At 34.2% G+C, this 12136-nt stretch carries 13 protein-coding genes; 4 read left to right on the plus strand and 9 right to left on the minus strand.

From position 1 onward, the window contains the following. Positions 1–40: 40 nt before the first annotated feature. The 4 genes from FT986_RS02365 to FT986_RS02380 form a co-directional block, all read right to left on the minus strand. Positions 41–697, minus strand: a complete 657-nt coding sequence (locus FT986_RS02365; RefSeq protein ID WP_147863651.1) for an HD domain-containing protein — start codon at positions 695–697, stop codon at positions 41–43. Between the two features lies 1 nt (position 698). Next, complete coding sequence (locus tag FT986_RS02370) at positions 699–1694, minus strand: acyl-ACP desaturase (RefSeq protein ID WP_147863652.1); 996 nt, start codon at positions 1692–1694, stop codon at positions 699–701. 13 nt (positions 1695–1707) lie between these two features. Further along, entirely contained in the window at positions 1708–2445 is a 738-nt protein-coding gene (locus FT986_RS02375) for a 1-acyl-sn-glycerol-3-phosphate acyltransferase (protein WP_147863653.1), read from the minus strand. 141 nt (positions 2446–2586) lie between these two features. Then, a complete protein-coding gene (locus FT986_RS02380) occupies positions 2587–2997 on the minus strand; it encodes a BrxA/BrxB family bacilliredoxin (protein ID WP_147863654.1) in 411 nt (136 codons plus the stop codon). 151 nt (positions 2998–3148) lie between these two features. Here FT986_RS02380 and FT986_RS02385 point away from each other — a divergent pair, with 151 nt between their 5' ends. Next, on the plus strand, positions 3149–3907 hold the full coding sequence (locus FT986_RS02385; RefSeq protein ID WP_147863655.1) for a TerB family tellurite resistance protein: 759 nt from the start codon (positions 3149–3151) through the stop codon (positions 3905–3907). Positions 3908–4018: 111 nt separating this feature from the next. Here FT986_RS02385 and FT986_RS02390 read toward each other — a convergent pair whose 3' ends face one another. Together FT986_RS02390 and FT986_RS02395 are read right to left on the minus strand one after the other, a co-directional pair. Further along, complete coding sequence (locus FT986_RS02390; protein ID WP_147863656.1) at positions 4019–4492, minus strand: thioredoxin family protein; 474 nt, start codon at positions 4490–4492, stop codon at positions 4019–4021. Between the two features lie 10 nt (positions 4493–4502). Further along, positions 4503–6854, minus strand: coding sequence for a TonB-dependent receptor (locus tag FT986_RS02395; RefSeq protein ID WP_147863657.1), 2352 nt, complete (start codon positions 6852–6854; stop codon positions 4503–4505). A gap of 92 nt (positions 6855–6946) precedes the next feature. Between FT986_RS02395 and FT986_RS02400 the strand changes: the two genes are divergently transcribed. The 3 genes from FT986_RS02400 to FT986_RS02410 are packed head-to-tail and all read left to right on the plus strand — an operon-like array spanning position 6947 to position 8847. Further along, positions 6947–7600, plus strand: a complete 654-nt coding sequence (locus FT986_RS02400; RefSeq protein ID WP_147863658.1) for a metal-dependent transcriptional regulator — start codon at positions 6947–6949, stop codon at positions 7598–7600. Next, positions 7594–8418: a ZIP family metal transporter gene (locus FT986_RS02405; RefSeq protein WP_147863659.1), complete on the plus strand. Its 825-nt coding sequence runs from the start codon at positions 7594–7596 to the stop codon at positions 8416–8418. The genes FT986_RS02400 and FT986_RS02405 overlap by 7 nt, the downstream gene beginning before the upstream one ends. 18 nt (positions 8419–8436) lie before the next feature. After that, on the plus strand, positions 8437–8847 hold the full coding sequence (locus tag FT986_RS02410; RefSeq protein WP_147863660.1) for a hypothetical protein: 411 nt from the start codon (positions 8437–8439) through the stop codon (positions 8845–8847). A gap of 160 nt (positions 8848–9007) precedes the next feature. On the opposite strand, the gene feoB is transcribed toward FT986_RS02410, so the two are convergent. The 3 genes from feoB to FT986_RS02425 form a co-directional block, all read right to left on the minus strand. Continuing rightward, the gene (gene feoB, locus FT986_RS02415) at positions 9008–11107 is read right to left on the minus strand and encodes a ferrous iron transport protein B (protein ID WP_147863661.1); all 2100 of its coding nucleotides are present in this window, start codon (positions 11105–11107) and stop codon (positions 9008–9010) included. A gap of 1 nt (position 11108) precedes the next feature. Then, positions 11109–11339: a FeoA family protein gene (locus FT986_RS02420; RefSeq protein WP_147863662.1), complete on the minus strand. Its 231-nt coding sequence runs from the start codon at positions 11337–11339 to the stop codon at positions 11109–11111. A 77-nt stretch (positions 11340–11416) separates the two neighbouring features. Then, entirely contained in the window at positions 11417–12097 is a 681-nt protein-coding gene (locus FT986_RS02425) for an SCO family protein (protein WP_147863663.1), read from the minus strand. Positions 12098–12136 lie beyond the last annotated feature (39 nt).

The following is a 12136-nucleotide window of genomic DNA, read 5'->3' on the forward strand; positions in this document are numbered from 1 at the left end:
ATGATGCGAAATTCTGAAAAACTTTATTTTTCAAGTTTAATCAACTCTTCCCTTCCCATTCGGCGTAAAATTGCTCTAAAAATTGCTCCATAAACTCGTGTCGCTTTTGAGCAAGTTTTTTACCGGTCACAGTATTCATTCTCTCTTTAAGTAATAAAAGCTTTTCGTAAAAATGATTGATAGTAGGATTTTCACCTTTTTTGTATTCTTCCTTACTCATATTTAATTTAGGAGCAATAGAAGGGTCATAAATTTTACGATTTTTGAACCCACCATAATTAAAGGTTCTTGCAATACCAATTGCACCCATAGCATCTAATCTATCGGCATCTTGAATTACATCCAATTCGGGCGAAGTAAACTCTTGTTTAATATTGCCTCCTTTAAAAGAAATATTTTCAATGATTTTCACCACGTGTTCAATAACGAAATCTTGTACGTGTAAACTTTCTAAAAATTTTCTAGCTGTTTGCGGACCAACATTTTCATTTCCTTGATGAAATTTTGAGTCTGCGATATCGTGTAAAAGCGCGCCTAAAGAAACGATTTCTAAATTAACGTCTTCAGCGCGCGCTAAAAGTAAAGCGTTTTTATAAACACGTTCAATATGAAACCAATCATGACCACCTTCTGCATCTTTCAATTCACTTTGAACAAATGCTTTGGTGGCCTGAATAACTTTAGACTCTTCTCTCATCTTATTTTGTAAGTGCTGGATTTACCCATTTAAAATGAGTTATTTTTTCAGGAATTCTTATACGCTGATTGATACGTTCCATTCTTGCTGGTAAACTGGTAACAAAATCTCTCGCTTTCTCACCGTCTTCTTTAAGGCCGGTAAGGTTTTCGATATCCCAACGTTTAATTAATCGTCTCATAATATCTACATAGTCTTGGCCAGTGTAAACGCCTATACGTTGAGCTGAATTAGAAAATTCATCAAAAGCAGCTCCCATACTATCTCCAGATTCTCTTAAAAACATAGCGGGCATAACAATTTTGTTTTTCATCATGTCTCTAAAAGCGATCATCATATTGTTGGGGTCTAACTTAAAGATCTCATCAACAAAAGTGCTGTAAGCATTAAAGTGGCGCATTTCGTCTCCACTTATAATTTTACACATTTTTGCTAAAGATTTATTCCCATAATTACGGGCTAATTTTGCAACACGGTTATGAGAAACATAAGTTGCAAGCTCTTGGAAGCTAGTATAGACAAAGTTTTTGTAAGGATCTCTATCGGTTCCAATGTCAAAACCATCATTAATTAAGTGTTGTGTGGTACGCTCTACCTCAATCATATTTACCCTACCAGAAAGGTATAGATATTTGTTAAGGGTATCTCCATGACGGTTTTCTTCTCCTGTCCAATAACGAACCCATTTAGACCAAGCAGAACCTCCATCGTGTTGGTTAATTCCTTCTACATCCATTAACCAAGATTCGTAGGTAGGTAAAGCCTCTTCAGTGATTGTATCACCTACTAAAACCACCCAAAAATCATAAGGAAGCTCTTTAGCGAGCTCTCTAATTTCTTTTACCTCATCAAAAAACTGATCGCCTTGAGAGTTAGGTAAAAAGTCGGTAGGTTGCCAGATTTCTTCCACAGGAATAAGAAATTGATCTATAAAGCCATCAACCTTACTTTCCAATTGTTGCATTACTTCTAGTCTTATATTTTTTTTAGGTTCCATGGTGATGTGTATTTTATAGATTTTTAATGTCTTGTATGATAACTTGCTCTACTTTTTCTACTAATTCTTCTGTAGAGTAATCACTTACTTTTATTGTAGGTTGAACTTTGCATTTTAAATGTATCCCTAAACTTAACGGAAATTGTCCATTCTTCACAATCTTCCAAGAGTTATTAATGGTTAAAGGAACAATTACAGCATCGGGACAAAACTTGAATAACATTTTTAATCCGTTAGGAGAAAACTTTTTAGGCATTCCTGTTTTACTACGTGTTCCTTCAGGAAAAATAACAGCAGCTCTATTAGTATCGTTCAAATATTGTGCAAATTTTTTAATTTCAGGCAAAGATTGTCTTGGGTTTTTTCTGTCTATTAAAATAGAACCCCCATGCCTTAAGTTATAGGAGATACTAGGAATACCTTTTCCTAACTCTTTTTTACTTATAAATTTAGGGTGAATTTTTCTCAAATTCCAAATGATAGGAGAAATATCGTAATGGCTCTGGTGATTGGCAACAATAATATGGGGAACATCTTGTTGAAGCGTTTCATTATTTTCAAACGTAATTCTAGTTCCTAAAATATTAAGACATCGAAGTAGCGAGAAATTAAGATAATCTACACTTTTTTTATGTGCATTATATCCAAACACATTAAAACAAATCCATTGAATGGGGTGAAAAATCACCAAAACCAAACCAAAACAGAGGTAATATATAACTGAAACAGGATAAGATAATATAGTCTTCATAACAAATACGACGTCTAAGCAGCAAAAATAAGTTTTAAATTAGAGTAGTGACTATTATTTTTTTAAAACAATTGTGCTTGCATAATAAAAAAAGCCGTGCAAGAAATGAACGGCTTTATTATTTATTAAAATGATTGAATTTTAGCAATACTCGTTATAAGCATCTTTTAAGTTTTCTGCAATCATTTCGGCAGGTCTACCTTCAATGTGGTGACGTTCTAACATGTGAACTAATTCTCCGTCTTTAAATAAAGCCATAGAAGGAGAGCTAGGAGGGAATGGTACCATATGAGCACGAGCTTTATCTGTAGCTTCTTTGTCTACACCAGCAAAAACCGTTACCAAGTTTGCAGGTTTTTTACTGTTGTCTAAAGACATTCTAGCTCCTGGTCTTGCATTCGCTGCAGCACAACCACAAACCGAATTTACAACTACCAATGTAGTTCCTGATTGGTTAATAGCTTTGTCTACTGCTTCTGAGCTTTGTAATTCTTCAAAACCTATAGAAGTTAATTCTTCTCGCATAGGTTTTACTAAATCTGCTGGATACATATTTTGATATTTTTTTGTATAAATTATAGAATACAAAGATACCAAAAACTAGTTACAACTTATATCTCATTTTCTAATACATCTATAGGATATTTTTATTCATGCCTTTAAAACCATAGAACCTTATATATTTGCATTTCAAAGTAAAGTTATGATCAAGTGGATTGGAGCCATTCTAGGAATGGTTTATATGAAATGGCCAGGAGCAATTCTTGGTTTTTTATTAGGTAGCCTTATTGAAGTTTCTTTAAAGGGGAAGCGAGCAAAAGGAGGAGGAAGTGTTTTTCAAGATATATTTAATCAGCAAAAAGGGCAAAATGTCTCTATGGGTGATTTTGAATTGAATTTACTCACCCTTTGTTCTGTTGTAATTAAATCTGACGGGAAAGTAAATCAAAAAGAACTTGACTATGTACGTTCTTATTTTGTGCAAGCATATGGTAAAGAAAGGGCCAATGCGACTTTTAAAACTTTTAATGAGGTTATTAAAAATCGTGAAATAGATTCTGAAAGAATTTGTGCTTATATGCGTTCTAGAACAACCTATGAGGTGCGCTTGCAAATACTTCATTTCCTTTTCGGAATTACCCAAGCAGATGGTCATATCTCTAATGCTGAAGTAAATGAATTAAGAAATATAGCCCATCATTTACAAATTAACCAAAGAGATTTTGAGAGTATACAAGCGATGTTTGTAAAATCTAATGACACTACAAGTGCTTATAAAATTTTAGAGATTGATAAAACTGCTACAGATGCTGAAGTAAAAAAAGCTTTTAGAACTATGGCGAAAAAATACCATCCCGATAAGTTAGAAAGTATGGATGAGGCTTATAAAAAAGGAGCTCAAGAAAAATTCCTGAAAGTTCAAGAAGCCTACGAAAAAATTCAGAAAGAAAGAGGGTTATAATTAATTAGAAGCTTTAGCGAAGGTTAAAACAAATAGCCTCTTTTCTAATTTTGAAAAGAGGCTAAATTATGAATAATTAAAGTCTAGGATCAACAAAACTCTTATTAGTCATTAAAGCATTTGTAGCAATTCTTTTGAAGTATAATATTCAAAAACTCTTTTTTGAAGCCTGAAATCCTTGTCAAATATTAAGGTAACGGGCAAGGAGAAAGGAGCATTTTTTCTTGAAGCTAGGAGTAAGGGCAATTGATGTACGCCATTACGTTTTGTTTTTGATTGCATATTGCTAAATTTTTGACCATCAAAATGAATGGTATCTTCTGTTTCTATATCCATCTCTACAGCATAATATTTTTTATTTAATTTTCCGATCACTTTTTTTTTGGTAAAAATTTCTCGTTCAATTTTCTTACAGTAGGCGCACCATTCTGCATGAAAAAAAATGAATACTGGTTTAGGATTTTCTTCTAAAGCAAGATCTAGTTCTTCCCACGTTAACCAGTATATTTCCTCGTTTTGTTGAGCCCTTAGCGGATAAGATAATCCGAAGATAAAAATCAGTAAAATAAAATAAGTTGTTTTCATTTTCTCGTTTTTAAAAATCACCAAATTTTAACCCTACAAAAAAGGTTCTTGGACGATTTGGACCGTAGATATAATCGGAATCTCTGAGTGGACCACGATCAAAATCATCTTGATAACTGTCAAATATATTTTGAACGCCACCGCTTAATTCAACGTGAAAATTTTCTATAGGGTCAAAATGATACGTCAGTTTGGTAGTCATATCAAAAAAAGCTTCAGTGTCTACTAAGTCTATAAATCCAGAATCACTTATTACGTGTGGAGCAATCATCGATCCAGTGTAACTTCCTGTAAGGTCTACATTAAAGGCTTCGGATACGCTCCAATTCGTATTCATAAAGCCATAAACATTGGGAGAACGTACAAAATCATCCAGAATAACATCTTGCTCAGTTTCTACACTTCCATCAGCTTCAAAAAGCAACTGATCTTCTTTAAAAACAGAGCGTTGGATTGTCGCTCCAGTGGTAAACATAAAATCTGAACTTGGAGAAATACTTAATTCTAAATTAATACCCGTTACGTATGCTCCAGAACCATTTCTAGACTCTTCTAAAATAGATCCGTTTGGTAAGGATGTTCCTGTGCTTACTGTTGTAAATGGATTTTGAAGACTTGTATAAAATCCTTCTAATAAAAAGCTGGTTTGAACCTTCTTAAAATCTTTGCTGTAATTAAAAGATGCCGTATAAGCATTTGAAAATTCGCTTTCTAGTTCATCAGAAAGAATCACAAAGCGTTGTTCTCCCCCTACAGAAGAAATATGCAAATCTTCATTAAATGCTTGTGGAGCGCGAAAACCTCTAGAATAACCACCTCTAAACTGCAATTCTTCAGAAATATCGTATAGAACTGTTAACCGCGGACTTATTACGGTTTCATTTACTTGAGAACTACGCTCTACATCTTGAACGGTATAATAACCATCTACATTTACATGATCTAGACGAGTTCCTAAAAGTGCTGTGAAACGGTCAGTTGGTTTCCATTCATACTGTCCGTAAAAACCAATACTATTTACTTGTTGATCTACTAATCTATTGTAGCCTAAAATGACATCGTTAGTATCATTTAATTGATACTCTGCCCCAACGGTAAGAACATCTTTATTGTCAAAAGTATGAGCATATTTTGTCCCAGCTACAAGAGCAATATCAGTTGTTTTTCCAAATGCATTATTTGCAGCAATAGAGTCTGCCATAGTGCGACCACCACCCAAACCACCATAATAGCTATCACGATCTGTATGCTGAACAGAAATATAGGCGGTTCCTGTATTTTTACGAGCATCATCAAATAATTCATAATCAATACCCGAAAAAATAGTATTATGATCTAGTTCTTCGGTTACATCCGTAAATTGTGGTGCTAATTCTATTTGATCTCCGCCACGTCTATATTCACGAATTCCTGTAAAATCAAAACCAATGCGGCTATTGTCATTAGGTCTTAAAAATGCTTTGGCGCCTAGAGAGTTATTGGTGAGTTTTGTAATTTCACTAAAACCATCATTATTGGCATCGTAAGCATCACGATCTCGAAAAATTCCGTAAACTGTAACACCACTAGTTAAATCTTCACTTACTATAGAAGCATTTAAATTTACGTTACGATCTGCTGTGATGCCATCAATTAATCCTAAGTTAGATGTTACTGCCCAACTATTATTAATTGGTTCTTTAGTGATAACATTTACGGTACCTGCAATAGCATTAGAACCAAAAAGAGCAGAGCCACCACTGCGAACTACTTCTACACGTTCAATAATACTTACCGGGATTTGTTCTAAACCATATACTCCATTTAGTGCACTAAATACAGGGCGACTGTTAACGAGTACTTGGGTGTATTGTCCTCCCAGTCCGTTAAGACGAACTTGTGTAAAACCGCAATTTTGGCAATTGGTTTCAACACGAACCCCTGGTTGATAATTTAAACCATCTGCTAAAGAGATAGATTGTGTGGCTTGAAATAGTTTTGGACTCAGCACATTTACAATGACGGGAGCATCTTTTTTTCTTATTCTATTTCGGGTTGCGCTTACTACGACTTCCTCCAACCCTAATAAATCTTGTTTTAGTTGAAAGTTAAGGGCTGAAACATTATAATCTTCTGAATTTATTTTTTGCTGAAATGTTCTAAACCCTACTGCTTGTACGTTAATGGTGTAAATTCCTGAAGGCAATTGTAATTGATAATTTCCGTCAAGGTCGGCAGCTGTACCTATACTCGAGTTTGAGATGCTAATATTGGCAAATGGAACTGGGTTTTCTCCGTCGCTTACTTTCCCTTTAACCTCTATTTTATCTTGAGAAAAAATAACTAGTGGAAATACAAATATAAAGATAAAAAGATTTTTCATTTTTTCGACAGGTTAAATAAAATATTTAGGCAAATCTAAATATTTATTTTTAAATAAAAAAATGTATATTTGTGTGAGCTTAAAAATATACAATGACATTATCTGAAGAGAATTACTTAAAAGCTATATTTCATTTAGAAAAAAAATCTAAGAAAGGAGTTTCTACCAACGCTATTGCAGAAGAGATGGAAACGAAAGCATCATCGGTTACCGATATGTTAAAAAAACTTTCAGAAAAAAAGGTATTACAGTATAAACCATACCAAGGAGCTTCATTAACAAAAGAGGGTAGGGATTACGCTATTAAGGTAATTCGTAAACATCGCCTATGGGAATGCTTCTTAGTTGAAAAACTAAATTTTAATTGGGATGAGGTTCATGTGGTGGCTGAGCAATTAGAGCACATAAAGTCTGATAAACTCATTAGAGAATTAGATAAATTTTTAGAGTTCCCTAAAACTGATCCGCATGGAGATCCTATTCCTGATCAAGATGGGAACATATTTATGGTAGAAAAAATACTTCTTTCTAGTATGCAACAGAATGATAAAGGTATTTGTGTGGGAGTTAATGATTCTTCATCAGCATTTCTTAAATATTTAGACAAAAATGAAATAGCTTTAGGGAAAACAATTGAAGTGATAGGAAAAGAAGAGTTTGATGATTCTATGACTATTTTAATAAAAGATAAAAAATTAACCATATCTGGTTTAGCTGCCAATAATTTATATATGAAAGTATGTTAGTAGAATTAGTAGATTATTTTGAATCTTTAGATCCTGTTTTAGCGGCATTTTATGCGACGTTATTTACTTGGTTATTAACTGCTTTAGGAGCAGCATTGGTATTCTTTTTTAAAGGAATGAATAGAGCCTTATTTGATGGCTTGTTAGGTTTTACGGGAGGTGTAATGGTGGCTGCAAGTTTTTGGAGTTTATTAGCACCGGGAATAGAAATGAGTCCGGGGGAAGGTTTTGAGAAAGTAGTTCCTGCCCTGGTAGGATTTACATTGGGAGCTCTTTTCCTTTTCGGATTAGATAAAATCTTACCTCATTTACATGTTAATTTTCAAATGAGCGAGAAGGAGGGTATTAAAACTCCTTGGCACAAAACTACTTTGCTTACATTAGCTATTACTTTACACAATATTCCCGAAGGTTTAGCTGTAGGAGTCCTGTTTGGAGGAGCTGCAGTAGGTTTTGATGGTGCGTCGATTGGTGGAGCAGTAGCTTTAGCTATAGGAATTGGATTACAAAACTTCCCTGAAGGTTTTGCGGTTGCTATGCCACTACGTAGGCAAGGCTTTAGCAGAAGAAAAAGCTTTATGTACGGACAAGCTTCAGCTATAGTAGAGCCAATTGCGGCAGTGATTGGAGCTTATGCCGTAATGTCTTTTCAGCCTATATTACCTTATGCGTTAGCTTTTGCTGCGGGAGCCATGATATTTGTGGTTGTAGAAGAGGTAATCCCTGAATCTCAACAAGCTAATTATACTGATATTGCAACTCTTGGATTTATTGGAGGTTTTATCGTAATGATGACCCTAGATGTTGGTTTAGGATAAAATTTATATATTTAAACTATGAAAAAATCAATTCTTACCCTTGTATTATTGTTAACCGGTCTAGTAATTCAGGCTCAACAAAAAACTACTGCACCTGTGATAGTAAAAAAATTACCTTTAGGAAAGTCTATTATTGTACATACTAGCTATAGTATCGACTTTTTAGAAGTTACTGAAGATTCGCGTTGTCCTAAAGGAACAGAATGTATTTGGGCAGGTCAAGCAAAAGTGTTGCTAATGATATGTAAAAATGGAGAGAAAATAGAAAAAAAGGAAGTTATACTTAAAAATCTAAGTACAGAAAACCCTTTTCAACTTACTTTGGCGCCATCTATTAAGGTTAATATATATCAATTAAAGCCACATCCTACTATAGAAAGCAAAAACAACTTAGATTATTACCTTCAAATAGCAGAAGCTAAGAACTAATAATTAGTGGCATCCACAATCTGAACCAGAAGAGCCGCAAGCCTTACTGGTGGCTGCATTCTTTTGCATAAATGGCGGCGTCCATATAAGTTTGGTAAACAAATAAAAAAGAGCCACTAAAAATGTAAGTATAACTAAAATTTCCTGTAACATAATTTCTCTATTTTAAAATTTGGAAAGCGGCTAAAGCAGCGACGTAGGCTATTCCCGACATAATAAACAATTGCAAAGCAGGCCATTTCCAAGAATTTGTTTCTCTTTTTACGATAGCCAAAGTGCTCATACATTGCATAGCAAAAGCATAGAAAAGAAGTAAGCTAATCCCGCTGGCAAAATTAAATAATGGGCCTCCTAATATAGGATTTACCTCTGCTGCCATTCTATTTTTTATAGTTTTCTCATCATCACTTCCTACACTATATATGGTAGCTAAAGTTCCTACAAAAACTTCTCTCGCAGCAAAAGAACTTACAATAGCTATACCAATTTTCCAGTCGTAGCCTAAGGGAGCTACTGCTGGTTCTATAGCTTTACCCATAATACCTATATATGAGTTTTCTAACTTTACGGAAGCCACATGTTTATTAAATTCTTCTTCAGATAAACGATCTCCATATTCTTGAGTGACAACGGCTTCTGCATTATTAAAATCGTCTCCAGGACCATAACTAGCCAAAACCCATAAGACAATAGAAATGGCTAGAATTATTTTACCAGCACCAAATACAAAAGATTTCGTTTTTTCTACAACGTTTATAGCTACGTTTTTAAACATAGGAAGCTTATAATCGGGCATTTCAATTACAAAATAACTTTTCCCTTTGATGTCCATAATTTTATTGAGCACCCAAGCTGAGAATACAGACATACCAAAACCTAGAAGGTAGAGGAGCATAAGTGTTAATCCTTGATAATTAAAAATCCCAAGAAAACGCTCATCGGGAATAACTAAGGCAATAATTATAAGGTAAACGGGTAGTCTAGCAGAACACGTGGTAAAGGGAACTACTAAAATAGTAATTAAACGCTCCTTCCAGTTTTCTATATTTCTAGTGGCCATAACCGCAGGAATGGCGCAGGCTGTTCCCGACACTAAGGGAACTACACTTTTTCCGCTAAGGCCAAAACGTTTCATAATTTTATCCATTAAGAAAACTACACGGCTCATATAGCCACTTTCTTCGAGGAGCGAAATAAATAGAAATAGAAAGGCAATTTGTGGAATGAAAATCACGATTCCGCCAAGGCCAGGAATAATTCCTTCAGAAATTAGATTAGTGAAAACACCTGCAGGTAATACATTTTTAGACCATTCGCTTAATTCGGCGAAAGCCATATCTATAAAATCCATCGGGTAGCTAGACCAATCATAAATCGCTTGAAAGATGAGTAGCATGATAGAAAAAAATATGACATACCCCCAAACTTTGTGCGTAAGTATACGATCTAACTTTGCACGTAAATCTTTGGCAGCATTAATATCTACGGTATGGGTTTCTTTTAAAACACCATTAATAAATTGATATCTTGCAATGGTTTCTTTTTGCTGAAGTCTTTTAAGTTCGCTTTTCTTTTTAGGGAGAAAATCTTGAGTAAGATTAATTTCCTTTCGGTTGAGATTCCCAAAATTTACATCTTGAGTGATAACCAGCCAGAGTTTGTATAAAGACTGGTTAGGAAATGCTTTTCTTAAACGATCAAAATATTCAGGATCTATAGAAGAGGCATTTAAACAAGGTTCGGTAGGGATTCTACCATAATTAATGATGAGTTCTTTTAATTCTTCAATTCCCGTATTTTTACGAGAACTAACGAGGGCAATTTTGGTTTTTAAGCGTTCTTCTAGTAAATCTATATCTATACTTATTCCCTTAAGTTCCATACGATCTGCCATATTAATGACTAATATCGTGGGAATGCCCAAATCTTTAATTTGGGTATATAAAAGTAAGTTTCTTTTTAAATTTTCAACATCGCTTATTACGACAGCAACATCTGGATAGTCTTTGTCATTTTTATTAAGCAATAGCTCTATAACTAGATTTTCATCAAGAGAAGAAGCGTTAAGACTGTAGGTGCCTGGTAAATCTATAATGTGAGCTTTTAAACCACGCGGAAGCTTACAAATACCTTCTTTTTTTTCAACCGTTATTCCAGGATAATTTCCTACCTGTTGGTTGAGACCTGTTAGGTGATTAAAGACAGAGGTTTTACCAGTATTTGGGTTTCCTATAAGAGCGACATTTATTTGCTTTGCCATACTATTCTACCAGTTCTATTTCTACTTTTAAAGCGGTTTCTTTTCTTATTGCTAAATGACTTCCATTAATATTGAGGTACAAAGGGTCTTTAAAAGGTGCTATTTGTACCAGCTCAACGTCATTACCGGGTAGACATCCCATCTCTAAAAGTTTAAGAGGGATGGTATCATCAGTAAATTCTTTAATTATTCCGCGTTGTCCACGCTTTAAGTCGGCTATAGTAAATTTCAAAGTTTATTTAGATTGAATTTAAACAACGCAAAAGTAACAGAAAAAAACTTCATAGTAAAGCCTTAATCGTTAAAACCTCATTCTTCTGAATTTTGTATCTTTTTTAAAGTGGCGATGTCTTCAATTAACTCCTCAATGGCATCGGGATTGGTGCCATCATAAAATTTTCTAATACGGCGTTGGTTATCTATAAGTGCGAAATTTTCGGTATGAATCATGTCATACGGACCGCCGTTTCCTTGGTTTTTGACTACAAAATAAGATTTTCTTGCCAATTCGTAAATTTGCTTTTTATCGCCAGTAACTAAATTCCATTTACTGTCAATTACACCTTTTTTATCTGCGTATTTTCTAAGCTGTTCAACACTATCAATTTTTGGAGTGACCGTATGAGAGAGAAGTAAAACTTCATCATCATCTTTAAATTCTTCTTGGATTTTCTTCATATGATCTGTCATAATCGGGCAGATAGTTTGACAAGTGGTAAAAAAGAAATCAGCTACATATATTTTACCTTTGTAATTCTCTTGAGTTACAGTATCACCATTTTGGTTAATCAACTTAAAGTCGGAGATTTTATGGTATTTTCTAATGTATTGCATGGTAGAATCTACCAATTCGGTATTCACCATACTTGGTTGATAAATTGGCAAATTAGGCGCTGGTTTTAATAACTGGTAGATAATCGTGATGATAATTGCTGATAGAATAAAGAGAACAACAGCAAAATACTTATACTTGGCAAAGAATTTGAGCATTGCAGGTAATTATTTTAGGAGTTGCAAAATTAAGCTCTT

Origin of the sequence: Mesonia sp. K4-1 (genome assembly GCF_008017825.1) — a bacterium.
GTDB lineage: Bacteria > Bacteroidota > Bacteroidia > Flavobacteriales > Flavobacteriaceae > Mesonia.